Source organism: Agromyces ramosus (genome assembly GCF_004216665.1).
GTDB lineage: Bacteria > Actinomycetota > Actinomycetes > Actinomycetales > Microbacteriaceae > Agromyces > Agromyces ramosus.
On sequence record NZ_SGWY01000001.1, the window covers coordinates 626,938 to 653,891 of the forward strand.

At 73.0% G+C, this 26,954-nt stretch carries 20 protein-coding genes; 12 read left to right on the plus strand and 8 right to left on the minus strand.

Going from position 1 to position 26,954, the window contains the following annotated elements:
- Positions 1-48 precede the first annotated feature (48 nt).
- The gene (locus EV187_RS02825) at positions 49-1,122 is read right to left on the minus strand and encodes a M24 family metallopeptidase (protein WP_242609397.1); all 1,074 of its coding nucleotides are present in this window, start codon (positions 1,120-1,122) and stop codon (positions 49-51) included.
- A complete protein-coding gene (locus EV187_RS02830) occupies positions 1,119-2,129 on the minus strand; it encodes a LacI family DNA-binding transcriptional regulator (RefSeq protein ID WP_130351504.1) in 1,011 nt (336 codons plus the stop codon). The genes EV187_RS02825 and EV187_RS02830 overlap by 4 nt, the downstream gene beginning before the upstream one ends.
- A gap of 150 nt (positions 2,130-2,279) precedes the next feature.
- Here EV187_RS02830 and EV187_RS02835 point away from each other — a divergent pair, with 150 nt between their 5' ends.
- From EV187_RS02835 to EV187_RS02855, 5 genes are read left to right on the plus strand one after another with little or no spacing between them, the layout of a single operon-like run.
- A complete protein-coding gene (locus EV187_RS02835; protein WP_130351505.1) occupies positions 2,280-3,188 on the plus strand; it encodes an NAD-dependent epimerase/dehydratase family protein in 909 nt (302 codons plus the stop codon).
- Positions 3,185-4,123 (plus strand): 5-dehydro-4-deoxyglucarate dehydratase, encoded by a 939-nt coding sequence (locus EV187_RS02840; RefSeq protein WP_130351506.1) that lies wholly within the window; start codon positions 3,185-3,187, stop codon positions 4,121-4,123. The genes EV187_RS02835 and EV187_RS02840 overlap by 4 nt, the downstream gene beginning before the upstream one ends.
- Positions 4,120-5,232 (plus strand): mandelate racemase/muconate lactonizing enzyme family protein, encoded by a 1,113-nt coding sequence (locus EV187_RS02845; RefSeq protein ID WP_242609399.1) that lies wholly within the window; start codon positions 4,120-4,122, stop codon positions 5,230-5,232. Before EV187_RS02840 ends, EV187_RS02845 begins: the two co-directional genes overlap by 4 nt.
- A complete protein-coding gene (locus EV187_RS02850; RefSeq protein ID WP_130351507.1) occupies positions 5,229-6,716 on the plus strand; it encodes an aldehyde dehydrogenase (NADP(+)) in 1,488 nt (495 codons plus the stop codon). The genes EV187_RS02845 and EV187_RS02850 overlap by 4 nt, the downstream gene beginning before the upstream one ends.
- Entirely contained in the window at positions 6,717-7,886 is a 1,170-nt protein-coding gene (locus EV187_RS02855) for an MFS transporter (protein ID WP_130351508.1), read from the plus strand. It abuts the gene before it with no gap.
- A 48-nt stretch (positions 7,887-7,934) separates the two neighbouring features.
- Here the strand turns inward: EV187_RS02855 and EV187_RS18490 are convergent, their stop codons facing one another.
- Together EV187_RS18490 and EV187_RS02865 are read right to left on the minus strand one after the other, a co-directional pair.
- Positions 7,935-8,924, minus strand: coding sequence for a DUF2510 domain-containing protein (locus tag EV187_RS18490; protein WP_207221712.1), 990 nt, complete (start codon positions 8,922-8,924; stop codon positions 7,935-7,937).
- Between the two features lie 132 nt (positions 8,925-9,056).
- Positions 9,057-10,400: a Gfo/Idh/MocA family protein gene (locus EV187_RS02865; protein WP_130351509.1), complete on the minus strand. Its 1,344-nt coding sequence runs from the start codon at positions 10,398-10,400 to the stop codon at positions 9,057-9,059.
- A 214-nt stretch (positions 10,401-10,614) separates the two neighbouring features.
- Between EV187_RS02865 and EV187_RS02870 the strand changes: the two genes are divergently transcribed.
- The 4 genes from EV187_RS02870 to EV187_RS02885 all read left to right on the plus strand — a co-directional run bounded on the left by EV187_RS02870 (position 10,615) and on the right by EV187_RS02885 (position 15,622).
- Complete coding sequence (locus EV187_RS02870; protein WP_130351510.1) at positions 10,615-11,664, plus strand: LacI family DNA-binding transcriptional regulator; 1,050 nt, start codon at positions 10,615-10,617, stop codon at positions 11,662-11,664.
- Positions 11,665-12,264: 600 nt separating this feature from the next.
- The gene (locus tag EV187_RS02875; protein ID WP_130352202.1) at positions 12,265-13,467 is read left to right on the plus strand and encodes a Gfo/Idh/MocA family protein; all 1,203 of its coding nucleotides are present in this window, start codon (positions 12,265-12,267) and stop codon (positions 13,465-13,467) included.
- Between the two features lie 2 nt (positions 13,468-13,469).
- Complete coding sequence (locus EV187_RS02880; protein ID WP_130351511.1) at positions 13,470-14,741, plus strand: dihydrodipicolinate synthase family protein; 1,272 nt, start codon at positions 13,470-13,472, stop codon at positions 14,739-14,741.
- Positions 14,738-15,622 carry a sugar phosphate isomerase/epimerase family protein gene (locus EV187_RS02885; protein WP_130351512.1) on the plus strand — a complete coding sequence of 295 codons (885 nt, stop codon included), beginning with the start codon at positions 14,738-14,740 and terminating at the stop codon, positions 15,620-15,622. Before EV187_RS02880 ends, EV187_RS02885 begins: the two co-directional genes overlap by 4 nt.
- Positions 15,623-15,629: 7 nt before the next feature.
- Here the strand turns inward: EV187_RS02885 and EV187_RS02890 are convergent, their stop codons facing one another.
- From EV187_RS02890 to EV187_RS02900, 3 genes are read right to left on the minus strand one after another with little or no spacing between them, the layout of a single operon-like run.
- The gene (locus tag EV187_RS02890; RefSeq protein WP_130351513.1) at positions 15,630-16,958 is read right to left on the minus strand and encodes a DUF1254 domain-containing protein; all 1,329 of its coding nucleotides are present in this window, start codon (positions 16,956-16,958) and stop codon (positions 15,630-15,632) included.
- Between the two features lie 41 nt (positions 16,959-16,999).
- Positions 17,000-17,902 (minus strand): hypothetical protein, encoded by a 903-nt coding sequence (locus tag EV187_RS02895; protein ID WP_242609400.1) that lies wholly within the window; start codon positions 17,900-17,902, stop codon positions 17,000-17,002.
- A 45-nt stretch (positions 17,903-17,947) separates the two neighbouring features.
- Positions 17,948-20,557: an ATP-binding protein gene (locus tag EV187_RS02900; RefSeq protein WP_165391082.1), complete on the minus strand. Its 2,610-nt coding sequence runs from the start codon at positions 20,555-20,557 to the stop codon at positions 17,948-17,950.
- A 144-nt stretch (positions 20,558-20,701) separates the two neighbouring features.
- Here EV187_RS02900 and EV187_RS02905 point away from each other — a divergent pair, with 144 nt between their 5' ends.
- Positions 20,702-22,417: an NAD(P)/FAD-dependent oxidoreductase gene (locus tag EV187_RS02905; RefSeq protein WP_165391083.1), complete on the plus strand. Its 1,716-nt coding sequence runs from the start codon at positions 20,702-20,704 to the stop codon at positions 22,415-22,417.
- Positions 22,418-22,447: 30 nt separating this feature from the next.
- Here the strand turns inward: EV187_RS02905 and EV187_RS02910 are convergent, their stop codons facing one another.
- Entirely contained in the window at positions 22,448-24,217 is a 1,770-nt protein-coding gene (locus EV187_RS02910) for an ABC transporter ATP-binding protein (RefSeq protein ID WP_130351516.1), read from the minus strand.
- Between the two features lie 45 nt (positions 24,218-24,262).
- On the opposite strand from EV187_RS02910, the gene EV187_RS02915 reads away from it, so the two are divergent.
- Both EV187_RS02915 and EV187_RS02920 read left to right on the plus strand, forming a co-directional pair.
- Entirely contained in the window at positions 24,263-25,585 is a 1,323-nt protein-coding gene (locus EV187_RS02915; protein ID WP_165391084.1) for a GNAT family N-acetyltransferase, read from the plus strand.
- A 380-nt stretch (positions 25,586-25,965) separates the two neighbouring features.
- Entirely contained in the window at positions 25,966-26,901 is a 936-nt protein-coding gene (locus EV187_RS02920) for a sugar ABC transporter substrate-binding protein (RefSeq protein ID WP_242609401.1), read from the plus strand.
- Positions 26,902-26,954 lie beyond the last annotated feature (53 nt).

Consider the following 26,954-nt stretch of genomic DNA (forward strand, 5'->3'; position numbering starts at 1 on the left):
ATCGCGCTCGGTGGTTCGAGTGGGAAAGCGCTATCCCAGCGTACACGGTCACCCGCGTTCGAGTTCGATCGGACGCTCGCGCCCGTCCACCCGGATCGTCGGCCAGCGCGGGTCGACCGTCAGCACCTCGATGCCGCCGGCCCCGACGAGCATCGTGTCCTCGACCTTGGCGCCCGGCGCCGTGGGGTTCCACGCGAAGGCCTGGTCGACCTGCACGGGGTCCGTGACGGCGGGCGTGCCGCGCGGGTCGCGCCCCGCGTATCCGGCCGCGCCGCCCTGGTGATGCCGCCGCCACTCGCCGGGATCGAAGCCCGCCCGCCCGTAGGCGGCGATGCCCGCCGCGAAGGCCTCGCCGATGGTCGCGCCCACCCACGTGCCCGCGAGGAATGCGGCCTCGACATCGAGGATGCGCCGCGACGCATCCGCCTCCGACGGCGAGGCGCCCCAGCGCATCCACCGCGTCGCATTCGCGATGAGGCCGTTGCGCCGGCCGCACACCACGAGCATCGCGCGGTCGCCAATCGGCGACGCGGTGGGCAGGGGGTGCCGGTGGGCGAGTCGCGAGCGTCCGGCCACGAGCGTCACCAGGGGGTCGATGCCCCGCGCCACGAGGTCGGCCGCCAGCCGGGCGGCCACGTCGCGCTCGGCGTCGGTCGGACGAGCCGCGGCCGCGGCATCCGTGAGCGCCTCCGCGACCTCTCGACAGAGCGCGCGAAAGCGGGCGAGCTCCGCCGGCAGCAGGCTCGCCCGGGCGACGCGCAGGTCGGCCGCCGCGTCGGCCTCGTCGAGGTCGGCGGCGCCGCCGGGCACGAGCACGTCGTGCCACGGCACGCGCGTCACCGCCAGGTCGAGGGAGGGGCCGACCTCCTCGGCCGCCAGACGATCGGCCTCGTTGTCGAAGACCCGCAGCTCGTCGCCGTCGGGGCGCACGACGACCGCGACCACGGGGTCGCCGGCGAGGGACACGTGCGTGCGCGCGCCGTCGAGGTACCACGCGACGGCGGTGTGCGAGCGGAGCACGATCGACGCGGCGCCCCGCCGGTCGAGCAGGTCGAGCACGCGACGACGCTTCACGGCACGGTCGACGATCGAGGGGGCGGATGCCGCGACGGGCGCGCTCATCGCACGGGCCCCGTGCTCTCGCGCGCCTCGAGGCGCGGCCGGAACAGCACGGTGTGCTCGATGGGGCCGCCGGCGATGAGCGTGCGCAGTCGCGCCCAGACCTGCGCGCCGATCTCACCGCGCGGCACGGACATGCTCGTGAGCCGCGGCGTCGCGAAGCCCGCCATCGGCACGTCGTCGAAGCCCGCGATCGAGAGGTCGCCGGGCACGTCGACCCCGAGTTCGCGCAGGCGGGTCATCAGGCCGAGCGCGACGAGGTCGTTGAATGCGATCACCGCGGTGGCGCCGGCGTCACGAGCGGCCAGCACCGCGTCGGCAGCGGCGTAGCCGTCGTCGAGGCGGGATCCTCCCGGCACGACGTCGACGCGCACGTCGGGGTGGGCGCCGGTCGCCTCGGCGACCCCGCGCAGCCGCTCGGCGTTCGAGGCGCTCGACACCGGGCCGGTCACGTAGGCGATGGAGCGGTGCCCGAGCGCGTGCAGGTGGTCGACGAGATCACGGATGCCGCGCACGTAGTCGACCCCGACGATCGGCACGTCGGCATCGGGCAGCGGGCGGTTCACCACGACCACCGGCGCGACGCGCGACACCAGTCGTCGCAGGCGCTGCTCCGGCATGCGCGGCGCGCAGAGCACGAGCGCGTCGCACCGCTGCCGCGCCTCGACGGCGGTCGACTCCTCGTCGTCGACGCGCTCGGCCGTGTCGGCGACGAGCACCCGGTAGCCGTCGGATGCCGCGGCCAGGCTCAGCCCCTTGAGGATGCCTTGGAACAGCGGGTTCTCGAGGTCGGGCACGACCATCGCGATCGTGTCGTTGCGGCCGTGCACGAGGCTCCGGGCGGCCGGGCTCGGCGAGTACCCGAGCGCGGCGATCGACGCCTGCACGCGGTGCACGATGACCGGATCGACGGACTGCTTGCCGTTCAGCACGCGCGACACCGACGCCTGCGAGACGCCCGCGTGCGCGGCCACGTCCGCGATCGTCGACGCGCGGCTGCGCTCGCCCATGGCGCTCCCTTCGCTGGCCCGACTCGGTTCCGCCACGTCGCCGTCGTCGGGAAACCGGTTCCTCAGTGTAGCCGCAGAGTTGCCGCGCAGCCCAGTCATCGCCTAGGCTCTCGTCGAGAAAGCGGTTTCTCGATCACCTCTGGAGGCGTTGTGCACGTCGTCGTCACCGGTTCATCCGGACGCCTCGGTCGGAGCGTGTGCGCGGGGCTCGCGGCATCCGGCCACACGGTCGTCGGGGTCGACCGGGCACCGGCGCGACTCGACGGCGTCGACGAGCGCCCGATCGACCTCCGCGACGAGCCGGCGGCCCAGGAGCTGCTCGATCAGCTGCGGCCCGACGCCGTCGTGCACCTCGCCGGCATCGCGGTGCCGTTCAGCGCGCCCGAGCGCGAGATCCTCGTCACCAACACGACGCTGGCCCACACCGTGCTGGCCGCCGCGGCGCGAGCCGGCGCCGGCCGCGTGCTCGCCGCGAGCAGCCCCACGGTGATCGGCTACGGCGCGCCCGGGTGGCGCGCGGCATCCGTGCCCATCGACGAGACCCACCCCGCGCACCCGGCCAACGCCTACGCGCTGTCGAAGATCGTGATCGAGGAGACGGTGCGCATGTTCTCGCGCACCGCTGCCACCGCCTTCGGGTTCTTCCGCCCCTGCTACGTGATCTCGCCCGAGGAGTGGGCCGGCGCGCCGACGCAGCAGGGCCACACCATCGCCGAGCGACTCGCCGATCCCGCCCTCGCCGCGGTCAGCCTCTTCAACTACCTCGACGCGCGTGACGCGGCCGCCTTCGTCGACGCGTGGCTCTCCGCACCCGCCGAAGAGGTCGACGGTGAGGGGTACTTCGTGGGGGCCGGCGACGCACTCGCGACCCGGCCCGTCGCCGAGCTCTGGCGCGAGTACGCTCCCGCCCTCGGCGAGGCGGCCGACGCGCTCGAGGGCACGCGTCCCGTCTTCTCCATCGACAAGGCCGCCGAACGACTCGGCTGGCGACCCGAACGCGACTGGCGCGGCGAGCTCGCCGCGGCGTCCGCCGTGCCGACCGAATCGAGGGCATCATGACCGCACCCGCACCCGAGTTCGACGGGGTGCTGTTCTTCCCCGTCACCCCGTTCGACGCGGCCGGCCGGATCGAGCTCGACGTGCTCGCCGAACACGTCGACTCCCGGTTGCCCTTCGCTCCCGGCGGCGTGTTCCCCGCCTGCGGCACCGGCGAGTTCCATGCGCTGTCGGCCGGCGAGGCGATCGATGTGGTGCGCGCCACGGTCGGCGTGGTCGGCGGCCGCGTGCCGGTCATCGCCGGCGCGGGCGGCCCGCTCGGCCACGCGATCGAGATCGCCCGCGGGGCGGCCGACGCGGGCGCCGACGGGCTGCTCCTGCTGCCGCCGTACCTCGTCTCGGGCACCACCGACGGGCTCGTCGCGTGGGTCGAAGCCGTGGCCGCGGCATCCGACCTGCCCGTGATCGTCTACCACCGCGGCACCGCCCGATACACCGCGGAGGCGATCACCCGACTCGCCGCGAACCCCAAGGTCGTCGGCTTCAAGGACGGCACCGGCGATATCGGGCTGGCCCAGGAGATCGTGCTCGCCGCCGAGGCGACCGGCCGCGAGCTGCGGTTCTTCAACGGCCTGCTCACCGCCGAGCTCAGCCAGGGCGCCTACCGCGGCATCGGCATCCCGCTGTACTCCTCGGCCGCCTTCGCGATGATCCCCGAGCTCGCGGCGCTGCACTACCGCGCCTACACCGACGGCGACGAGTCGACCCGGATGACGCTGCTCCGGGAGTTCTACACGCCGCTCGTGCGGCTGCGCGACGAGACCCCCGGGTTCGGCGTCTCCCTCATCAAGGCGGGGCTGCGACTGCGCGGCCTCGACGTCGGCTCGGTGCGCCCCCCGCTCGTCGACCCGACGCCCGCGCAGGAGGCCCGCCTCGGCGCGATCCTCGACGACGGGCTCGCCCTCGCCGAGCGGCTCGACACGGCGGCGGTGCGGTGACCGCCTCCATCCGCCGCATCGCGACGCGCGCCATCCGCGTGCCGCTCTCGCGGCCGTGGGGACCCGACGTGCGCGACCTCTCCCTCGTCGAGGTCGTGGTCGAGGACTCGGCCGGCGACCGGGGATACGGCTTCTCGTGGACCCCGTCGATCGGCGCGGCGGCCGTGCGGGCGCACCTCGATCACGACATCACGGCGTTCGCCCTCGGGCGCGATGCCGACGCCGCCTCGCTGTGGGAGCCGCTCTGGCGGCACCTGCACGAGGGCGGCGGGGGCGGCATCACGACCATCGCCATGGCAGGCCTCGACCTCGCGCTCTGGGACCTCGCCGCACGCCGGGTCGGCCTCGGCGTCACCGACCTGGTCGGTCGGCGGCACGAGTCCGCGGAGGTCTACGGCAGCGGCGTGAACCTGCACTACCCGCTCGACGAGCTCGTGGCGCAGGCCGGCCGGTGGGTTGACGCGGGCTTCGACGCCGTGAAGGTCAAGGTCGGCAGCCCATCCCTCGCCGACGACGTCGAGCGCATCCGCGCGGTACGCGACGTGATCGGCCCCGGCCGCCGGCTCATGGTCGACGCCAACCAGCGCTGGACGCCCGACCAGGCGGAGCGCGCCATCAACGAGCTCGCCGCCTTCGACCTCGCGTGGATCGAGGAGCCGCTCCGCGCCGACGACCTGGCCGCGCACGTCGCGCTCAGCGAGCGCATCGAGGTGCCGGTCGCCCTCGGCGAGAACCTGTACACGCGCTACCGCTTCGCCGAGTTCATCGACGCGGGCGCCGTCGACGTCGTGCAGCCGAACATCGTGCGCGTCGGCGGCATCACGCCGTTCCTGGCGATCGCCGGCCTCGCCGCCGATCGCGGCGTCGAGCTCGCACCCCACCTGCTGCTCGAGCTCTCCGCCCAGCTCGCCCTCGCCCTGCCCGGCGATCACCTCGTCGAATCCGTCGAGGACGCCTCGTTCGAGACGCTCGGCGCGCTGGCCTCGCCATCGCCCGTCGCCCTCGCCGGGAACCGGGTGCGCACGACGGGGCAGACTGGACTCGGCATCCGCTTCACCGAACCCCGAGCGGATGCCGCGGCATCCGCCGACCGCACGGAGGAACCATGACGACCACTACCGCGACCACCGCCACCACCGCGGCCCGCCCGACGCTCGACGAGGTCGCCGGCGCGGCGCGCGCCGCCTTCGCGACCACCGTCGCCTCGACCGCCGCCGAACGGTCAGCCTGGCTCACCGCCGTGGCCGACGCGCTCGACGCGGCCGCCGACGAGCTCATCCCCCTGGCCCACGAGGAGTCGCACCTCGGCACCGCACGCCTCACCGGCGAGCTCGCGCGCACGACGGCGCAGTTGCGCCTGTTCGCGTCCGCGGTCGTGGAGGGGTCGTACCTCGAGGCGACGGTCGACCACCCCGACCCGTCGACCACGCCGCCGCGCCCCGACCTGCGACGGATGCTCCGACCGCTCGGCCCCGTCGCGGTGTTCAGCGCCTCGAACTTCCCGTTCGCGTTCTCGGTCGCCGGCGGCGACACCGCATCGGCCCTCGCGGCCGGATGCCCCGTGATCGTCAAGGGGCACTCGGCGCATCCGAGGCTCTCGCGGCGCACCGCCGAGATCGTGGCCGGGGCGCTCGCGACGGCCGGCGCACCCGACGGCGTCTTCGGCCATGTCGAGGGCCGCGAGACCGGTGTGGCGCTCGTGCGGCATCCCGAGGTCCGTGCCGTCGGCTTCACCGGTTCGCTGCACGGCGGCCGCGTGCTCTTCGATCTCGCGTCGTCGCGGCCCGACCCCATCCCGTTCTACGGCGAGCTCAGCGCCGTGAACCCGGTGCTCATCACGGCCGCGGCGGTCGATGCCCGCGCCGACGAGCTCGCGAGCGGCCTCGCCGGGTCGTTCACGCTCGGGGCCGGACAGTTCTGCACCAACCCAGGCGTCGTGTTCGTTCCCGCGGGCTCCGGCTTCGCCGAGCGCGTCGCGGCGGCGGTCGGGCAGTCCGCCCCGGTGCCGATGCTCACCGACGGGATCGCGGCGGCCTTCGCCGACGGGCTCGCCGGGCTCGCCGCCCACGACGGCGTCGACGTCGTCGCCGGGGCGACGGCGCAGCAGCCGGGCACCGGCTCGGCGGTGGTGCTCTCGACGACGACCGGGACCGTGCTCGCCGACCCCGGCGCACTCCTCGCGGAGTGCTTCGGCCCGTCCACCCTCGTCGTGGAGTACGACGACGTCGACGACGCCCTCGCAGCCATCCGCTCGGTGGGCGGCAGCCTCACCGCGACCGTGCACGCCGAGCCCGGCGAGGAGCTCGGCGACATCCTCGCCGTGCTCACCGAGCTCGCCGGGCGCGTGCTCTTCGCGGGTTGGCCGACCGGCGTCGCCGTGAGCTGGGCGCAGCAGCACGGCGGTCCGTGGCCGTCGACGACCTCGATCCACACCTCGGTCGGCGTGACGGCGATCCGCCGGTTCCTGCGTCCGGTGGCCTACCAGGATGCTCCGGATGCCGCGCTGCCCGCCGAGCTGCGCGAGTCGAACCCGCTCGGCATCCCGCGCCGCGTCGACGGCGTGCTCGTCGTGCCCGGGTCGCCGGCCGACTGAATGGGCGTCGCGGGCTATCTCACCGCGGCCACTCCGCCGCGCCTGGCTGTGGGCGGCATCATCGTGGCCCTGCCGGTGCTGGCGGTCGAGCAGCTCGGCGACGTGGGTGTCGGCGGCCTGCTCGTGGCCGCGGCCCTGGGGCCCAGCATCGTCGCCGCTCCGATCGTCGGCGCCGTGCTCGACCGAACCCGAAGACCGGGGGCGTTCGTGGCCGGTGCCGGCATCGTCACGGCTGCGGCGTTCACCGTCGCCGCCTTCCTCGGCGTCGTGCCCGCCGGTGTCGTCGCGCTCGCCCTCGTGGTGGCCGGCATCGCGACGCCGTTCGTGATGGGCGGACTGTCGAGCTTCGTCACCGAGGTCATCCCCGAGGAGCGCCGCGCCTACGCGATCGACGCGCTCGCCTACAACCTCGGAGCGGTCGCAGGACCCGCGGCGGTCGCCGTCGCCGCCTCATTCGGCTCGGCCCGGGTCGCCACGCTCCTCATGGCGGGCAGCGCGCTGCTCGGCGCGATCGGCACGATCCCGCTGCGGCTCCGCCCGGTCGCCGGCGAGCCGCACGCCTCGATGCTGCGCACCATCGCCGCCGGATTCCGGCACATCGCGACCCACCGCCCGCTCGCCGTGATCACCTCGAGCGGCACGCTGAGCCAGTTCGGCGCCGGCGGCCTCGCGATCGCCGCCGTCGCCCTGTCGGTCCAGCGCGGAGGCGACGCGGGCGGCGGCGCCCTCATCGTCACAGCGTTCGCGATCGGCGGCCTGCTCGGTGCGCTCTGGAACTCCGCGAGGCCGCCGCGCTTCCGGCCCGAAGTCACCATGGGCGTCGGCTTCGCCGCGACCGGCGCGTTCACCGTGCTGGCCGCCCTCGACATCGGCACGACGTGGACGATCGCCGCGATCGGCGTGTCGGGCCTGTTCACCGCGGCGAGCTCGGCCGCGATGCTGCTCATCCGCAAGCAGCAGAGCCCGCCCTCGCTGCGCTCGCAGGTGTTCACGGTCGGTGCCGGGCTCCGCGCGGCCGCGGCCGCCGCCGGCGCGGCGGTCGCGGGCCTGGCCGCAGGGTTGGGCGCCGAGGCGCTCATCGTCGCGATCGGGCTCGTGTGGATCGCCTCCGGTGCGATGCTCGTCGTGTATCCGCGACACGCGCCCGCCATCGACGGCACGGCGACCTGACCGAGGGCGACGGATGCCGCGGCAGCCGTCGCCCCGGTCGCCCGCCCGCTACCGCTCGCTCGTCCAGGTGACGTCCTCGTACGTGAACGACGGCGCGGTCTGCAACGTCAGCGACGCCGAGTCGGCGACGGACCACGCCTCCCGCCAGGTGAGCGACTCGCCGGGAAGGACCGCCGTCGTGGGCGGGATGCCGACCTGTCCGCCCTCGGCGCCGACGTCGAGGATCCGGGTGGCCTCGACGCCGTCGGACTCGAGCCGGGAGAAGACCACCGGCTGCACGTTCTCGGACGAGTCGTTCGTGATCGTCAACGTGAACACCACGTCCTCCGCCTGGTCGGCGCCCGCCGCGAGGTCCGACGGCGTGAACGGCTCCGGCCCGGACACGGTCATCGAGACGCCGTCGTCCCACGCCTGCGTGTCGCCGAAGGCGAGCGTCGCAGTCGCCGCCCCATCGGCATCCTCCGCTTCCTCGGTCGGCACCTGCGAGAACTCCTCCTCCAGCTGCTCCTCGATCTCGGGGATCACCTCGGAGTCGACGATCTGGCCGACGACGCCGACCGTCACCACGGCGAAGACGACGATGCCGGCGATCGCGCCGAGCACGGCGACGATGAGGCCGGCGATGGCGGGCCACTTCCCGCCCGGGAGGAACAGGGCGACGATCGCCAGCACGAGCGCGATCGGCAGCAGGACGAAGCCGGCGATCTGAACGAACGGGATGCAGGCGAGCACGAACCCGAGGGCGGCGAGCACCAGGGCGACCACGCCGAGCACGTTCACCTTGCCGGGTTCGGAGGTGCGGCTCGGGGCGCCCGGCATCGTCGTGGTGACTCCGGCCGGGGTCACCTCACCGGCTGCCGTGCCGGGGATGCTGCCGTAGGCAACCGTGTCGTAGGGCACGGTGGCGGCCTGATCGGCGGGCGACGCGACTGGCGCGAGCGGCGCGGTGTGCTCGGTCCACTGCGCGCCGTCCCAGTATCGCTGCCGGCCGCTGCCGTCGTCGTACCAGCCTGGGGGTGGTTTCGTCGGATCGGTCATGGTCGCGATCATCGCAGCCGTCACACGCGGCGAACGGGCCGAAGGGCCCACGGGACGACCAGCTCGTCACGCCCTTCACCCGCGGCGCGGCGCATCCGCGGACGCCGCAGCATCCGCTCGCCCGACCGGCCCCTAGACGCCGAGCTCGAGGTCGGCGATGCGCACGGGCTCGCCGGTGGCGAGCGACAGGTTGCCGGCGATGCCGACCGACACCGCCTTCACGCCGTCGGCGTAGCCGGCCACGCGGCCGAGCGGGGCGTCATCCGTCACCCGCTTGAAGAGGTGGTCGAGCAGGTACGCGTCGCCGCCCCCGTGGCTGCCGATTCCCTCGGGGATCGGCACGACGCGCGCGCCCTCCCAGTGCCGCTGCACCACGAGGCGTTCGGAGTCGGGGCGCACCGCGTCCTCGGGCGAGGCGTCGGGGTGCATGCTCGGATCGACGATCACGCGGCCGTCCTCGCCGATCAGCACGGCGCCGCGCTCGACGACCTCCAGCTCGGCGCGGCCCTCGGTGCCGTTGACCGTGACGCGGTACCCCTCCCACGGCGCGTGGGCGTTCAGCGAGTAGCTCATCGTCGCCCCGGTGTCGTAGTCGACGAGGGCCGCGAGGTTGTCCTCGATGGTGATGCCGACGTCGAACACGTCGCGGTCGCGCAGGTACCCGTCGTGATGCTCGTTGTCGAGGTAGAGCTCCTTCAGGTGCTCGTCGGCGGAGAGGTCGAGCGCGAACGGGTCGCCGGTGACCCCGGTGCCGCGCGACGGACGCTCGCCCAGGCCCCGCGCCACCGCGTTCTGGGCTCCGTAGAAGCGCAGGCCGCCGCTCGCGAACACGCGCACGGGGGTCGCGGCGATCCACCAGTTGACGAGGTCGAAGTGGTGCGAGGCCTTGTGGATGAAGAGCCCGCCCGAGTTCGCCTTCTGCCGGTGCCAGCGACGGAAGTAGTCGGCCCCGTGCACGGTGTCGAGCGCCCACTCGAAGTGCACCGAGGTCACGGCGCCGATCTCGCCGTCGGCGATGACCTGCCGCAGGGCGGAGTTGCGCGGGCTGTAACGGTAGTTGAACGTCGTGATCACCTCGCGCCCGGTGTCGGCGATCGCCTCGCCGATGCGCCGCACGCTCTCGGCGTCGATCGTCAGCGGCTTCTCGACGACGACGTCGGCGCCCGCGTGCAGTGCCCGCACCACGAAGTCGGCGTGCGTGAAGTCGGGAGTGGTGACGATCACGCGGTCGAGTCGCTCGTCGCGGACCATGCGCTCGACGTCGTCGGGCACGTACCGAGCCGGTACCGGATGCCCCGCAGCAACCACCTCGCGCTCGTAGACGTCGAGCCGACCGGGGTTGGCATCGCTCCAGGCGACGAGCCGGGCGATGCCGGGAACGTGCTCCGCGCCGAGCTGCGTGCCCGACATCGCCCGGATGTACATCCCCGCCCTGCTGCCCGTGCCGACGAGTCCGTACCGTTCCTGCTGCGCCATCGCGTGCTCCACTCGGGTCGACGTGCGAGAAAGCGCTTCCCCGGAGGCATCCGCGAATCGACGGATCGAGTGGGAATCAGGTGGGAAAGCGCTATCTCGGTTCGCTACCATTTCTATCAGCAAGTGCACGCTCGGCCAAGCCTCGGACCCGTCCGGGCGGCCGCGCGGTAGAGTCGAGGCGCCCGACCGGGGGCGGCACATCGCGGGAGGACTGATGGTCGAGGGCGGCATCCAGACGAGCCGAAGCGCACCGGCGACCCTTCACGACGTCGCGCGCGAGGCGGGCGTGTCGCTCGCCACCGCATCCCGCTCGCTCAACGGCAGCACCCGCAAGGTGAACGAGGAGTACCGCAAGCGCGTGCTCGAGGCCGCCGCGCGGCTCGACTACTCCCCCAACCTCTCCGCCCAGGCCGTGGCCCGCGGCACCACGACGACCGTCGCGCTGCTCGTCGCCGACATCGCCGACCCCTACTTCTCCTCCATCGCGGCGGGCGTGGTCGCCGAGGCCGACACCGCCCGCCTCATCGTCACGATGGCCGCGACCGAGCGCGACCCCGAGCGCGAGCTCGAGCTCGTTCGCACGCTGCGCGGGCAGCGGCCGCGGGTGATGATCCTCGCCGGTTCGCGGCCGACCACCGACCCCACCGAGGGTGCACTCGGCGAGGAGCTGCGCGCCTACGAGCGCTCGGGCGGCCTGGTCGTGCTGATCAGCCGCAACGAGCTCGACCTGCGCACCGTGCTCGTCGAGAACCTCTCCGGCGCCGAGGCCCTCGCCCGCGAGCTGGTGGGCATCGGCTACCGCCGGTTCGCGGTGATCACGGGCGGCGAGGGGCTGCGCACGGCGGCCGATCGCGTCGAGGGGTTCCGCGCGGGGCTCGCCGCGACGGGCGGCGAACTGCGCGACGGCGACGTGATCCGCGCCGCGTTCACGCGCGACGGCGGCTACGACGGCATGCGACGCCTCATCGAGCGCGGGCTCGGCGACATCGAGCTCGTGTTCGCCGCGAACGACGTGATGGCGGTCGGCGCGCTCTCCGCGGTCCGCGACGCGGGGCTCACGCCGGGCACGGATGTCGCGGTCGCCGGCTTCGACGACATCCCCACGGTGCGCGACGTCACGCCGGCGCTCACCACCGTGCGCGTGCCGCTCGAGGAGCTCGGGCGCCGTGCGCTCCGACTCGCACTCGGCGACGCGGATGCCGCCGACGAGGGCGCCGTGCGCACCGAGGTCGTGCTGCGCGAATCCACCCCGCGGCGCGACTAAGCGCGCGCCGCCGCCCGACGCGCCGCCACGCAGGCACCCGTCGTTCACGCCGCTGTTCGCGCCACCGCTGGCGGTGCACGCCCTCGCCGAGATGACGCGAACTGCCGCTTCGCACCTCGAAGAGCGACCGTTGGCGTCAACTCGCTCGGGTGAGGCATCCGCGCCAGCCGCGGCCGCCATTCCCCGCGACCCAAGCCACCGTCGCCCAGGCGCACGCCCGCCAGCCTCAGCGGCGCACGCGCGCCCGCCCGCCGGCGCACGCGCGCCCGCCTCAGCGCGCACCCGCGCCCGCCTCAGCGTCGCACGGGCGCGCGCCGAGATGACGCGAACTGCCGCTTCGCACCTCGAAGAGCGACCGATCGCGTCATCTCGCTTGGGTGAGGCATCCGCGACAGTCGCTGCGCAGACGCGACCACCCGGCCCCCGGAAGACGGGTGCCGCGCGAACCGGGTGTTGCGCGATCCGCCTGTCGTGTCCTACACTCGGGTAAACGCTTTCCCGCAGCGGCGCGGCGATCATCGCCACTCGCTCCCGGCTCGAACAGGACACACCGTGGCAGAGCAGACCACCCAGCACGACCAGCCCACCGTCGGCATCATCATGAACGGCGTCTCGGGCCGCATGGGCTATCGGCAGCACCTCGTGCGCTCGATCCTCGCGATCCGGGAGCAGGGCGGCGTACTCCTCGCCGACGGCGTGACCCGCGTGCAGGTCGAGCCGATCCTCGTCGGCCGCTCCGAGGCGAAGCTCGCCGAGCTCGCCGCGAAGCACGGCATCGAGCACTACACGACGAACCTCGACGAGGCGCTCGCCGACGACCGCTGGCAGATCTACGCCGACTTCCTCGTCACGAAGGCGCGCGCGAAGGCCATCAGGAAGGCCATCGCGGCCGGCAAGGCCATCTACACCGAGAAGCCCACCGCCGAGAGCTTCGAGGAGGCGCTCGAGCTCGCGCGGCTCGCCGAGGAAGCCGGCATCAAGAACGGCGTCGTGCACGACAAGCTCTACCTCCCGGGCCTCCAGAAGCTGAAGCGCCTCATCGACTCGGGCTTCTTCGGCCGCATCCTGAGCGTGCGCGGCGAGTTCGGATACTGGGTCTTCGAGGGCGACTGGCAGCCGGCGCAGCGCCCCAGCTGGAACTACCGCGCCGAGGACGGCGGCGGCATCATCGTCGACATGTTCCCGCACTGGAACTACGTGCTCGAGAACCTGTTCGGCCGCGTCGAGTCCGTGTACGCGAGGGCGGTCACCGAGATCCCCGAGCGCGTCGACGAGAAGGGCCACCCCTACGCCGCCACCGCCGACGACGCGGCCTACGCCATCTTCGAGCTCGAGGGCGGCGTGATCGCGCAGCTCAACTCGAGCTGGACCACCCGGGTGAACCGCGACGAGCTCGTCGAGTTCCAGGTCGACGGCACGCTCGGCTCGGCGGTCGTCGGGCTCTTCGGCTGCAAGATCCAGCCGCGCAACGCCACCCCGAAGCCGGTGTGGAACCCCGACCTCGCCGACGCGCACGACTACGACGGCGACTGGATCGAGGTGCCGACGAACGACGTGTTCGAGAACGGCTTCAAGACCCAGTGGGAGGAGTTCATCCGCCACGTCGTCGAGGACGCCCCCAACCACTACGACTTCCTCGCCGGCGCCCGCGGTGTGCTCCTCGCCGAGGAGGGCCTGCGGTCGTCTGCCGAGGGTCGCCGCATCGACCTCCCCGTCGTCACGCTCGAAGGAGGGTCGACGGATGCCGCGACCGCATCGGATGCCCCCGCGGCACCGGCCGCCGAGCTCACCGGGGCGCGCTGACCATGACCGCCATCACCCTCATCGACGGCAGCGGCGCCCTTCGCGCCGTGCCGCTCGCGGAGGCGCCCGCGTTCTCGAAGCCGCGGCATCCCCTCACGAGCCGGGTGGCCTATGCGGCCGCCCACGTGGTGCCGAAACCCTTCGCCGACAACACCCCCGGCGAGCCCGCCGAGATCGACTGGGACGCCACGCTCGCCTTCCGTCACCATGTGTGGTCGTGGGGGCTCGGCGTGGCCGACGCCATGGACACCGCGCAGCGCAACATGGGGCTCGACGCCCTCGCCACGCGCGAGCTGATCACCCGCAGTGCCGCCGAAGCGGCATCCGTGGGTGCCGACCTCGTCGTCGGCGTCAACACCGACCACGTCGGCGACGAGTCCATCTCGCTCGAGCAGGTGATCGACGCCTACAAGGAGCAGCTCCACCACGCGGAGGACGCCGGCGCCGGCGTCGTGCTGATGGCGAGCCGCCATCTCGCGCGCGCTGCGCAGACCGCCGACGACTACCGCCGCGTCTACCGCGAGGTGCTCGGCGCCGCCGCCGGCCCGGTCGTGTTGCACTGGCTCGGCACCGCCTTCGACCCGGCGCTCGCCGGCTACTTCGGCTCCGACGACACGGATGCCGCGGCGGCCACGCTGCTGCAGGTCATCGAGTACAACCGCGACAAGGTGTCGGGCGTGAAGATGAGCCTGCTCGACGCCGACGCCGAGATCGCCGTGCGCGAGCGGCTCCCCGAGTCGGCCCGCATGTTCACGGGCGACGACTTCCACTACGTCGGCCTCATCGAGGGCGACGAGCGCGGGCACTCCGACGCCCTGCTCGGCGCGTTCGCGGCGCTCGCGCCCAACGCGTCGGCGGCGATCCAGGCGCTCGATCGCGGCGACACGGCCGCGTACCGCGACATCCTCGGCCCCACCGAGGCCCTCTCGCAGCAGGTCTTCGCCGCACCGACGTACTACTACAAGACCGGCGTCGCGTTCCTCTCCTGGCTCAACGGCCACCAGGCGGCGTTCCAGATGGTCGGCGGCCTGCACGCCGCGCGCAGCCTCCCCCACCTCTCGCGCATCGTCGAGCTCGCGAACGCCTCCGGCGCCCTCGAGCGGCCCGAGCTCGCGGCGGCCCGCTGGCATTCGCTGCTCACGCTCAACGGCGTCGACGTGGCGATCGCGGCTCCGGCCGGTGACGCGGCAGCGACGGCCGACCACGAGACGACGGATGCCGCGGCGCCCGCCACCGGGAACGAGTCCGACACCGACATCGAGGTGCTCGCGTGAGCGCCCACCCGCGCCTGTCGATCAACCAGGCGACGATCAAGTACGCCACGCTCGACGAGGCCCTTGAGGCCACGGTCGCGGGCGGCGTGGAGGCGATCGGCCTCTGGCGCGAGCCCGTGCAGGCGGTCGGCCTCGACGAGGCGGCCCGCCGGCTCGCCGACTCCGGACTCCGGCTGTCGACGTACTGCCGAGGCGGATTCTTCACCATGCCCGAGGGCCCTGCCCGTCGCGCGTCGATCGACGACAACCGGCGCGGCATCGAGGAGACCGCGACCCTCGCCGGGGCCGGCGCGCCCGGCTCGACGTCGGTGTTCGTGCTCGTCGCCGGCGGCATCCCCGAGGGCTCGACCGATCTCATCGGCGCCCGCGCGCGCGTCGCCGACGCCCTCGCCGAGCTCGCGCCCGAGGCGCAGGCGGCGGGCGTGACCCTCGCGATCGAGCCGCTGCATCCGATGTACGCGTCCGACCGCGCCGTCGTCTCGACGCTGAAGCAGGCGCTCGACCTGGCCGCGCCGTTCGACCCGTCGGTCGTGGGCGTCACGGTCGACACCTTCCACGTCTGGTGGGACCCCGAGGTGCTGCCGCAGCTCGCCCGCGCCGGGAACGAGGGCCGCATCGCGACCTACCAGGTCTGCGACTGGAAGGCCCCGCTGCCGGCCGACGTGCTGCTCGGGCGCCACTATCCGGGCGACGGCGTGATCGACTTCGCCTCGCTCACCGAGGCCGTCGAGGCCACCGGCTACACGGGCGACATCGAGGTCGAGATCTTCAACAAGGAGATCTGGGACACGTCGTTCGGCGAGGCCATCGCGCGCACCGCGGCGGGGTTCGACGCCGCGGTCGTGCCGCACCTCGCGGCATCCGTCAGGGCCGCACGCTGAGACCGGCTCAGGACAGGCGGGTGATCGCCGGCATCGTGAAGGTGCCGTCGAACATCGCCGCACGCGGCTGGTAGACCCGGAGCATGGGGCGGAAGTCGCCCTCGGGCGTCGGCAGCCAGTTCGCCGCGGCCGTCTCGTCGTCGGGTCGGTCGCGCTGCATGCGGATCACGATGGATCCGTCGTCGCCGGTGACGACGCCGGGTGTCCGGTCGCCGATCGAGTACCGCCCGATCGGGTTGTCGACGAGGTAGAACTCCGGCGTCGAGTACATCGTGATCGACCAGAACGCGTCGGCCGGCGGCAGCTCCTGCAGGTGCAGCTCGTATGCGTGGGCGCCGTTCAGCTGCTCGCCCTCGGCGTCGACGAAGACCTCGGCGTAGTACGCCTCGTAGCCGTGGTTGCCCCACAGGCCGTTGCGGGCCGCCCTGGCCCGCGCGGCATAGCCCTCGTTGCGGTCGGCGATCTTCCATTCGGGCTCGTCGATCGTGCCGAGGCCGAGGAAGTCGATGTTGTAGTCGAACCCGTGCGGCCATCCGAGCCAGCCGTTCACCCCCGCCGACTGGTCGGGCCTCGACATCTCCTCCACGTCGCTCCGGCCCTCGGCGAACGCGTTCGCGAGGTGCTCCTCGAGGTCGCGCGCGACGATGCCGTACGGGTTGCGCGGGTCGGTGAGCCCGTAGTCCGAGTACCGGTGCAGGAAGTCCACGTCGGCACGAGCCGGCGGGAACGCCTGGCTCCAGACGCGCAGCAGTTCCCAGAACCGCAGGTGCTCCGGCATGTCGGCATGCGGTTGCGGGATGCCGCGGAGCGGCCCGTCGCCCTCGAGCGGCGCCAGGGTGAACTGCGGCTGCAGTGCGCGCACGCGCGGCATGTCGGCATCGCCGTCGACGGCGAGCCGCCCGACGATCACCGCAAGGTCGGTCGGCGACTCGATCACGGGCGCGCCGTCGGGCGCCGCTCCCGACCAGCCGGGCGGCGTGATGAGGAAGGTGCCCTCGGCAGTGCCCGTCGCGCGGCGGCCGACGTAGGCGAAGTTGTTCGTCCAGGCATCCACGAACTGCAGCACGTAGTAGGCGCCGTCGGTGTCGGGCACGTGCAGGAGCAGCGGGCCGCCCGAGAGGTCGAGCAGGCCGAGCGCGTAGACCGTGTCGTTGTTGACGCTCACGAACGCATCGGCGGGCGACGCCAGCCCGGTGGCGTGGGCGAACGTGTTGAACCTGGCGGGCGGCAGCGTGCCGAGGCCGTGCGCGGCGATGGCCTGCATGCTCGACACGTTGTACACCAGCGGATACCCGAAGACGTACGCGTCCAGCAGGTGACGCTCGGTCCAGTCCATCGATCCCCCGTTCCCGTCCGGCCGGGCGCCGGACGCACTCCTCACACGCTACGCGGGCGGCGGCGCTCGAGCGAGACGTAGAACACGACGTAGACGATCGCCGAGACGACGATGCCCACGACGAACATCCACGCGCTGGGCCGCGTCCATTCGAGGTCTCCGGACCGCACGGCGATCGCGAGCAGGATGCACGCGAGGCTCACGAGCTGCGCCTGGAACACGCGACGGAACGCCGACCACCGGTCGTCCCAGAGCATCCAGACGTTGACCATCCCGGGCAGCGTGAGCACGGCGCCGACGACGCGGGCGGTGAGCGGGGTGACCTCCCAGGCCCACGCATCGATGAGCAGCGACGGCACGAGGAAGAGCACGAACCCGGTGACGGATGCCGCGGCGCCGACGAGCGCGAGCACGTACCGCCACGGCGTGGGGATCGCGACGTCGTCGCCCTCGGGCATGCCGTCGTCCTCCCGCAGGTTCAGGAAGATCGCGATGAGCACGAGCACGGGCGTGGCCACGTAGAGCACCACCCACGTGATGAACGAGATATGCCCGAAGTGGAATCGATCCCAGTGCAGGAACGTGGAGATGGACAGGAGCGTGGCGAACACGAGCACGGCCGGGAAGCCGTGACGTACGCGGTGCCACTGCCGCTGCACCGCCACCTGCACGAAGAACCAGATGCCGCCCGCGTAGGCGGAGCCGAGCAGCATCGCCGTGATCGGCGGGTTGATGGTCCACGCGAAGTGCTGCTCCGTGGCGCCCGGGAGCACGAGGAGCAGGAACGCGGCGGCGACGAGGAAGGGGATGATCACGTAGGCCAGCACGCGCGTGTACGGCAGCACTCGGTCGGCCGGTCCGGCGCGGTGCCGCTCGGGCACCTGCGTCGCGGCGAGGTCGGGCGCGGCCGCTGCCGCGTCGCGGTCGGGTTCGACGTCGCTCATGCTCGGCTCCCTCGGTCTCGGATGTCGCCCGGCGCTGTCGCCGGGTCAGGATGGGGCCGCCGCGGCATCCGCGCCGTTCCGCTGCATGGCGAAGGCGACGGCGTCTTCGACGTGGAGGTGGCGTCCGCGTGCCCGCGCCGCCTCGAACGTGCCGGCTGCGGGGCTCGCGAGGATCCCGTCGACGTACTGCTGGTGGAACGAGAACGACGGTGCGTTGTAGAGCCCGGTGCGCTCGCGCACCACCTGGGCCGCACCGAGCAGGGTGCCCGCTCGCGCCACGTCGCCGGAGCCGGCGGCGACGGCGGTGAGCCCCTCCAGTGCGTAGGCGACGCCCTCGTCGTGGTGCAATCGGTCCGAGTTGGCGAGGCTCTCCTCGAAGCACTCCCGCGCGACGTCGAATCCGCCGAGGAGCACCTCGACCCATCCGCGATGGTGCAGGGCGATCGCCTCGCCGAGGTCGTCGTGCTGGCGCTTCGCGACGGCGAGGCTCTCGTCGAAGCGGGCGAGGGCCGCGTGCACGTCCTGCCTGAAGAGCGCGACGCGGCCGAGCGTGACGAGCGCCATCGCCTCGCCCCAGGTGTCGCCCGCCTCGCGGAAGAGGGACAGGCTCGCCTCGAGCGCCTCGTCGGCGCGTGCGGCGTCGGGTTCGCGTGAGCCCAGGAGGGCGAGGCCGAGCGAGATCAGCGCGAGGGCCTCGCCCGATCGCTCACCCTCGCGACGGAAGAGGGCGGCGCTCTCGCCGAGGCCGGGCACGAGCCACTCGTCGGGGTCGCGCCAGAACGCGATCGCCCGTGTGAAGTAGAGCGCCGTGGCCCGGGTGAGGTCGTCGAGCTCGTCGCCCGAGTCGACCACTTCGCGCATCCAGGCCTGCACTTCGCCGAGGTGCCCGTGGACCCACCAGTACACGTAGAGCGTCCACGCGAAGTGCGCAGCGGTCTTCCACTGGCGCGTGTCGAGCAGGTGCCGGGCCGTGGCGCGCAGGTTGTCGCCCTCCTCCGCCAGCCGGTTGATCCACTCGAGCTGGGTGGGGCCCTCGAGCTCGAATTCCGCCAGCTCGCCGAGTCGCACGAAGTAGTCCGCGTGCCGATCGCGGAGGGCGCGCGAATCGGGCCGCGGCTCGAGCTGGTCGAGGGCGTACTCGCGCACGGTCGAGAGCATCGAGAACACCGCCCGGTCGCCCCGGTCCTGCTGTCGCACGAGGCTCCCGTCGACCAGGGCGCCGAGGTCGTCGAGGATGTCGCCCTCGGGGATGCCCTCGCCGATCCACTCCGCGGCATCGAGCGTGAAGCCGCCGGCGAACAGCCCGAGCCGGGCGAGCAGCTCCTGCTCCGACGGGGTGAGCAGTTGCGTGCTCCACTCGATCGTGGAACGGATCGTGCGCTGCCGTTCGGGAAGGTCGCGGAGCCCGCCGCCGAGCACGAGCAGTCGCTCGTCGAGGCGCTCCAGCAGCTCGGCCGGCGTCAGCACGCGCCCCCGCGCCGCGGCCAGCTCGAGTGCGAGGGGCACGCCGTCGAGGGCGATGCAGATGCGTTCGACGTCCTCCACGTTGTCCTCGGTGAGCTCGAAGTCGGGCTTCGCGGCGCGGACCCGTTCGACGAACAGGCTCACCGACGGGGCGGCGAGCGCGCGGCCGACGCTCGCGCCGTGGCGCATGTCGGGGAGGGCGAGCGGGCCGAGCTCGATGCCGTGCTCGCCGGAGACCCGCAGCAGGATGCGGCTCGTCGCGAGCACGGTGAGGTGCGGGGCATCCGTGAGGAGCGACCGGATGGCGGGCGCGGCGTCGACGACCTGCTCGACGTTGTCGAGGAGCAGCAGCATGCGCCGGTCGCGCACGGCCATGCGGAGCTTCTCGTCCAGCGTGCCGTCGCCGATGTCGATGATGCCGAGCGCGCTGGCGATGGCGGCGGGCACCAGCGCGGGATCGGTCACGGACGAGAGGTCGACGAACGCGATGCCGCCCGGGAACCGCTCGTGCACGCGGTTCGCCGCGTCGATCGAGAGTCGGCTCTTGCCGATCCCCCCGGGGCCGGTCAGGGTCACGAGCCGCACGTCGTCGTCGGAGAGGAGTTCGACGACCGCCTCCACCTCGCGTTCGCGACCGATGAGCGAGGTGAGCGCCGCCGGGAGCTCGACGGTGCCGTCCATCGAGTCGACGGGCTCGTCGGCCGGCGACGATGCACGGGTGAACCGCTCGGCGAGGAGCGTCGCGAGATCGCCGCGCACGAGCTCGGCGAGCTGCTCGGGGTCGGCGTAGTACGCGTACGACGCCCGGTCGTCCCCCCGGATGCGCTCGAGGAGTTCGGCCAGCCGCGGCTCGCGCTCGCCGCCGTCCTTGACGTACACGAGCATCGGCATCCCGGGGCGGGCGAGGCGGTACTCGTCCTCCAGTCCCGAGATGTCCTCGCCGGGCGCGACCCAGCCGTAGCGCTCGCCGTAGAGTCCGACGAAGATGTCGCTCTGGGCGAGGTACGCGCGGTACAGGTCACGGGGCGGATGCGGGCGCGCACCGAGCTCGAACATCACCGGTGCGAGGTTGAGCTGCTCGATCGCCGCACGCACGGCCCGTCGCTCCGACCCGAGTTCGCGCAGCGTGGAGCTCACGAACACGCGCAGTCGCTGGTCGGGGGTGCGGATCGCCGGATCGGCCGGACTCATGGAATGAGTCTGTTCCTCGCGGCATCCGCGTGTAAATACCCATGACGGGGCGCGCGGGCGCCTGCGATGGCAGGGCGAGCCGACGCGGCGGTACACTCGCCGCGTGGCCGCCGCCACGTCGCGGCGGCGCTGCGAGGGGGTCGGATGGATGCTCGTGCACCGGCGGCGCTGCCGCCCGTGATCCTCGTCGTCTCGGCCGACGAGCAGGTCCTCGAGTCGTTGCTGGTTCCGCTGCGGCGGCGGTACGCCGAGGACTACCGCATCGTCGACGCCGACGGTCCGGCGAGCGCGGTCGCCGCGATCGAGGAGCTGGCCGCGGTCGACGGCAGCAGTCTCGCGCTCGTGCTCGCCGATGACGCGACACCGGTGGCCGAACACGACAGCGTGTTCGCGGCGGCGCGACGCAGCTTCCCCGACGTGCGACGGGGCCTCGTGATCGAGTGGGGGTCGTGGGCCGACCGGACCACCGCGGATGCGGTGCTCGAGCTCATGACGCGCGTGCAGATCGACTACTACGTGGTGCGTCCGGTGCACTCCCCCGACGAGTCGTTCCATCGCGCGGTGACCGACTTCCTGCGCGAGTGGGAGGCGTCGGCCGGCAAGCGCCACCGCGGCTTCACCGTGATCGGCGAGGAGGCCCAGCCGCGCACCCACGTGCTGCGGAGTCGCCTCGCGCGCGGCGGCGTGCCGAGCGACCACCTCGACCCGTCCTCGCCCGACGCGGTGTCGTTGCTCGCCGCCGTCGGCGTCGAGTACTCGGGCGTGCCGCTCGTGCGCACCGCCGACGGCCGGGTCCTCGTCGATCCCGACGATGCCGAGCTGGCCCGCGCGTACGGCCTCGAGACCGCCCTGCCCGAGACGGATGTCGAGCTCGCCGTCGTCGGGGCGGGGCCGGCCGGCCTGGCGGCGGCCGTGTACGCGGCCTCCGAGGGGCTTCGGACGCTCGTGCTCGAGGGCGAGTCGATCGGCGGGCAGGCGGGGTCGAGCTCGCTGATCCGCAACTACCTCGGGTTCTCGCGGGGCGTCTCGGGCGCCGAGCTCGCGCAGCGCGCCTACCAGCAGGCGTGGGTCTTCGGGGCGCGGTTCGCGCACACCCGCAGGGTCTCGGGCATGCGCATCGTCGAGGGCGGGTTCGAGCTCGACGTGGCCGGCGGCGACGTGGTACGGGCCCGCGCCGTGGTGCTCGCGTCGGGCGTCACCTACCGGCGACTCTCGGCGCCCGGGCTCCAGCCGTTCGTCGGCGCCTCGGTCTTCTACGGCGCCTCCTCGGTGGAGGCGCGCGCGCAGTCCGGGCGTGACGTGCTCGTCGTCGGCGGCGGCAACTCGGCCGGGCAGGCCGCGCTGCACCTCGCACGCTACGCGCGGTCGGTGTCGCTGGTGGTGCGCGGTCCGTCGCTCGCCGCGAGCATGTCGCGATACCTCATCGACCAGCTGGATGCCGCGGGCGTCGGCCTCGTCACCGGGGCCCGGGTGGTCGACGCGGGCGCCGCGGCCGAGCCCGACCGCCTCGACCACGTGGTGCTCGAGCGCACGGACTCGGGCGAGCGCACGACGATGCCCGCCGACGCCGTGTTCATCACCATCGGCGCCCGTCCGCACACGGAGTGGCTCGCACCCGAGGTGCTGCGCGACCAGTGGGGATCGGTCATCACCGGTCCCGACGTGCTCGCCGAGGGCGGCAAGCGCGCCTGGCTCGGCGGCGACGACGGCCCGACGGCGCTGGAGTCGTCGGTGCCGGGGTTCTACGCCGTCGGCGACGTGCGCCGGGGGTCGGTCAAGCGCGTGGCGTCGGCGGTGGGCGAGGGATCGGTGGTGATCTCGTCGGTGCACGCGCACCTCGGCGCGCACGCCGGCGGCTGACCGCGACGTGAGCCGCGGCATCCGCTCGGATCAGGCCGACTGAACCCGGTCGAGCTCGGCGTAGCGACCGCCGGCCGCGATCAGCTCGTCGTGCGACCCGACCTCCACGATGCGCCCGCGCTCGAGCACGACGATGCGGTCGGCGGAGCGGATCGTCGAGAGCCGGTGCGCGACCACGAGCGTCGTGCGACCCCGCATGAGGTGCTCGAGGGCGCCCTTGATCTTCGCCTCGGACTCGGGGTCCAGCGCGCTCGTCGCCTCGTCGAGGAGCAGCACGCGCGGGTCGCGCACGAGCGCGCGTGCGATCGAGAGCCGCTGGCGCTGGCCGCCCGACAGCCGGGCGCCGCGTTCGCCGACGACCGTGTCCCACCCCTGCGGCTGCGCCTCGACGATCTCGAGCGCGTTCGCGTCGCGCAGGGCGGCGAGCACGCGCTCGTCGCCCACGTCGCGGAGCCCGTAGACGATGTTCTCGCGGATCGTGCCCTCGAACAGCACCGACTCCTGCGGCACCACCGACACGAAGCGGCGGAAGGTGCGCAGGTCGAGCTCCTCCATGTCGACGCCGTCGAGCAGCACCCGGCCGCGCGTCGGCCGCAGGAACCCGAGCACGAGGTTGAGCAGCGTCGACTTGCCCGAGCCCGACGAGCCCACGAAGGCCACGGTCTCGCCGGGCCGGATCTCGAGCGAGACGTCGTCGAGCGCCGGCGGGATGCCGAGGTCGTAGCGGTAGTCGACGCGGTCGAGGCGCAGGCCTCCCGTGACGTCGGCGACGGCGCGCTTGCCGGCGTTCAACTCGAGGTCGGGCTCCTGCACGACCTCGGCGATCGAACGCACCGACTCCGTGCCGCGCGCGATGACGGGCAGCAGCATCAGCAGGTTCGTGGCGGCGCCGGTGAGCAGGGCGAAGTAGGAGCTGAGCAGCACGACCTGGCCGGGCGTGATCGGGATGAGTCCCGTGATGGAGACCCAGGCGGCGAGCACGAGGCATCCGACGCCGAGCAGTTGCAGGCTCACCCACGACAGCGACGCGAAGCGGCCGTTCAGCAGGTCGAGCTGGAAGCCGGCGCTGCGCACCCCCTCCGCACCGTGCGCGACCCGGCGGACGGCCGTCTGCTCGAGGCCGTGCGCCCTGGTGATGGGGATCAGGGTCGCCATCTCGCCGACGCGGGCCGAGAACTGCTCGACCTCGCGACGGAACATCTCGTTGCGGGCCGCGCTGCGACGGTTCAGGATGGCGCGCAGCAGCACGGCCAACGGGATGGCGAGCGCGTAGACGGGCAGGAACGCTGGCACGTTGATCGCGGTCATGACGATCGCGCCGATGAGCACCATCGTGGCCGAGAGCAGCGGATGCGTCGTCTGCTGCAGCATGACCTCGACGTTCTCGACGTCGCGCACGACCTTCGTCTGCACGATCGCCGAGTTGGCGCGCGAGTGGAAGCCGATGGAGAGCGACTGGAGGCGGGCGGCGAGCGCGTTGCGCAGGTCGGCGCCGATCGAGCGCACCGCGCCCATGAAGAACCGGGTGTAGAGCACGTGGTTCGGGTAGTTCTGCACGAGCGCGATGAACGCGATGCCGGCCCAGAGCGCGAGCGTCGAGAGGGGCCCGCCGGCGACCACGACGTCGATGATCTCGGCGGTGACGACCGGCAGCAGCCAGAGGGGCGTGTCCTTCAGCGCGAAGAAGCCGACGGCCGCCAGCACGCGGCGGCGATGCAGGTCGAGCAGGCGGAACACGGACCGCACCGGATGCCGCCCGTCGATGGCGCGCTCGATCTGGGAAAGCGTTTGCCCGGTCATCTCTCCATTGTGCCGTCGATCAGGCTCGCTCGCTACGCTGGGACGATGTCGTTCGATCCTCGCAGCACTCCGGTCGACCCCGCCGCAACCGCCGCACTGGCCCGACACGGACTCGAGTATCGACTCCTCGACCCCGCCGACCTCGAGGCGATGCACGCGTGGATCGAGGCCGAGAACCGCGGCTTCCACCACGGCCGGCCGCGCGACGTCGACCGGGCGCACGACCTGTCCGTCGCGTCGGAGCGGCGGGTGCACGGCGTGTACGACCCCACCGCGGTGGACCCGCACGTCCCGGTCGCCACGGTCGACGGGTGGCCGACGGGGCTGAGCGTCCCCGGCGGCCGCAGCGTCGACGCCTGGGCGGTGAGCGCCGTGACCGTCTCGCCCACCCATCGGCGGCGCGGCATCGCCCGGGCCCTCATGGAGGGCGAGCTCGCGAACGCCCGCAACACGGGCGCCGCGCTCGCCATGCTCACGGTGACCGAGGCGACGATCTACGGTCGCTACGGGTACGCGCCGGCCGCCAAGGCCGCGACGGTCACGGTCGACCGCCGACGGGTGCACTGGGTCGGTCCGGATGCCCCGGGGCGCGTGCAGTTCGTCACCGCCGCCGCCCTCCGCGAGGCCGCACCGGCGATCGCCCGTCGCGCCGTGTCGCGCACGCCGGGCGAGATCGACCGGTGGCCCGGCATCCTCGACCGAGCGCTCGGGCTGGTGGACGCCGACGGCGACGCCGCGCGCTCGATCCGCACCGTGCGCTACGACGACGAGCACGGCCAGCCCCAGGGCTTCGTCGCATACCGCATCACGCGCGAGCCCAACCAGCCCGGATTCCTCGAGTTCGACTTCCTCGTCGCCGCCACCGACGACGCCGAGCGCGCGTTGTGGCGGTTCCTCATCGAGCAGGACTTCGTGAGCGGCGTGCGCGGGCGCCTCCGCTCGATCGACGAACCCCTGCCGTGGCTCCTCGAGGACCCCAGGGCGGTCACCCTGTCGGACCTCGCCGATCACCTCTGGGTGCGAGTCCTCGATCCGGTCGAGGCGCTCGGCGCCCGCCGGTACGGCGCCGCGGGCGTGCTCGAGCTCGACGTCGCCGATTCGCTGGGCCATGCGCGCGGGCGCTTCCGGCTCACCGTCGACGACCGCGGTCGTGCCGAGGTCGAGCGGGTCGAGGCCACGGATGCCGCGGCGTCCGGCCAATCGCTCGCACTCGGCGTGCAGGAGCTGGGCGCGATCTACCTCGGCGGCGTGCGCCCGTCACTGCTCGGTCGCGCGGCGCGCATCACCGAGCGACGGCCCGGATCGCTCGTGCTCGCCGATCGGATGTTCGCAGCCGAACGCAGCCCGCACCTCAGCATCTGGTTCTGACCGCGGCGACCGGAGAGCGCTTCCCGCCGGTCGCCGCTCCACCCCAGTCCGGGGGGTGCCGTGAGAGCGCTCCCGCGCATGCCCCCGGAATCCGCCCGACGGCCGCTTACTGACCGGTCAGTGAGTTACGGAAGCGTTATCAACGGTTTTGTTCCGCGCGCCCACAATTGCGTCATCATGGCTGTGCCGCCGCCAAGGATGACGGCGGAACCCCCGAGGGGTCGACCTCAATCACAGAGAAGGGGAGAGCCATGAAGACACCTTCATTGGTCTCTACTGCAGCGCTCGTCGGTGTCTCGACGTTGCTGCTTGCAGGCTGTTCGACGGGCGGCGGTGGTGAAGAGACAGGCGGGGGCGACGCGGCAGCGACGCGCGCCTGCGTGATCCTCCCCGACGCCGCGTCGTCGCCGCGTTGGGAGAACAACGACCGTCCGTATCTCGAAGAGGGCCTGGAGGCTGCCGGGTTCGAGACCGACATCCAGAACGCCCAGGGCGACGTCAACAAGTACGCCACCATCGCCGACCAGCAGCTCAGCCAGGGCTGCGGCGTGATGCTCCTCGTCGACTACAACGGCGCGGGCGGTGCGGTCGCCGAGAAGGCCAAGGCCGAGGGCATCCCGGTCATCGCCTACGACCGACCGATCGAGGGTGCCGACTACTACGTCTCGTTCGACAACCTCGAGGTCGGGCGCCTCGAAGGCCAGTCGATCGTCGACGGCCTCGCGGCGGCGGGCAAGGACCCGGCCACGGCCAAGGTCGTGTACATGGGCGGCGACCCGGCCGACGGCAACGCCAAGATGTTCCACGACGGCGCCGTCGAGGTCATGGAGGCCGCGGGCATCAAGCCGGCGGCCGAGCCCCCGGGCGTGTGGGACGGCGAGAAGTCGGCGACGAACTTCGAGCAGGCGCTCACCTCGCTCGGCGGCCAGGTCGACGCGGTGTGGGTGGCGAACGACACGAACGCCGCGGGCGTGATCACGATCCTCGACAAGAACGGCCTCGTCGTTCCGGTCTCGGGTCAGGACGCGTCGATCGCCGGCCTGCAGAACGTGCTGCTCGGCAAGCAGACCGCCACGGTCTACAAGCCGATCAAGCTCGAGGCCGACGCCGCGGTCGAGCTCGCCGTCGCGCTCCTCGAGGGCGAGACGCCGACCGCCGACCAAGAGCTGGAGGACGGCACCCCGTACATCGCGGTGACGCCCGAGCTCGTCGGACCCGACCGGGTCGTCGAGGTCGTCGACGCCGGCGACGCCGACCCGGCCGAGCTCTGCCAGGGCGAGGTCCAGGCCAAGTGCGGCGAGTACGGCATCGAGTGATCGCACCATGATCGGGCCCCGGGCCCCGGCGGGACCGCCGGGGTTCGGGGCCT

Bases quoted from the DNA above. Each gene is read 5' to 3' on its own strand.
- EV187_RS02825 (WP_242609397.1), bottom strand. From the start codon at position 1,122: ATGAGCGCGCCCGTCGCGGCATCCGCCCCCTCGATCGTCGACCGTGCC.
- EV187_RS02830 (WP_130351504.1), bottom strand. From the start codon at position 2,129: ATGGGCGAGCGCAGCCGCGCGTCGACGATCGCGGACGTGGCCGCGCAC.
- EV187_RS02840 (WP_130351506.1), top strand. From the start codon at position 3,185: ATGACCGCACCCGCACCCGAGTTCGACGGGGTGCTGTTCTTCCCCGTC.
- EV187_RS02850 (WP_130351507.1), top strand. From the start codon at position 5,229: ATGACGACCACTACCGCGACCACCGCCACCACCGCGGCCCGCCCGACG.
- EV187_RS02855 (WP_130351508.1), top strand. From the start codon at position 6,717: ATGGGCGTCGCGGGCTATCTCACCGCGGCCACTCCGCCGCGCCTGGCT.
- EV187_RS18490 (WP_207221712.1), bottom strand. From the start codon at position 8,924: ATGACCGATCCGACGAAACCACCCCCAGGCTGGTACGACGACGGCAGC.
- EV187_RS02865 (WP_130351509.1), bottom strand. From the start codon at position 10,400: ATGGCGCAGCAGGAACGGTACGGACTCGTCGGCACGGGCAGCAGGGCG.
- EV187_RS02870 (WP_130351510.1), top strand. From the start codon at position 10,615: ATGGTCGAGGGCGGCATCCAGACGAGCCGAAGCGCACCGGCGACCCTT.
- EV187_RS02875 (WP_130352202.1), top strand. From the start codon at position 12,265: ATGAACGGCGTCTCGGGCCGCATGGGCTATCGGCAGCACCTCGTGCGC.
- EV187_RS02880 (WP_130351511.1), top strand. From the start codon at position 13,470: ATGACCGCCATCACCCTCATCGACGGCAGCGGCGCCCTTCGCGCCGTG.
- EV187_RS02890 (WP_130351513.1), bottom strand. From the start codon at position 16,958: ATGGACTGGACCGAGCGTCACCTGCTGGACGCGTACGTCTTCGGGTAT.
- EV187_RS02895 (WP_242609400.1), bottom strand. From the start codon at position 17,902: ATGAGCGACGTCGAACCCGACCGCGACGCGGCAGCGGCCGCGCCCGAC.
- EV187_RS02900 (WP_165391082.1), bottom strand. From the start codon at position 20,557: ATGAGTCCGGCCGATCCGGCGATCCGCACCCCCGACCAGCGACTGCGC.
- EV187_RS02905 (WP_165391083.1), top strand. From the start codon at position 20,702: ATGGATGCTCGTGCACCGGCGGCGCTGCCGCCCGTGATCCTCGTCGTC.
- EV187_RS02910 (WP_130351516.1), bottom strand. From the start codon at position 24,217: ATGACCGGGCAAACGCTTTCCCAGATCGAGCGCGCCATCGACGGGCGG.
- EV187_RS02915 (WP_165391084.1), top strand. From the start codon at position 24,263: ATGTCGTTCGATCCTCGCAGCACTCCGGTCGACCCCGCCGCAACCGCC.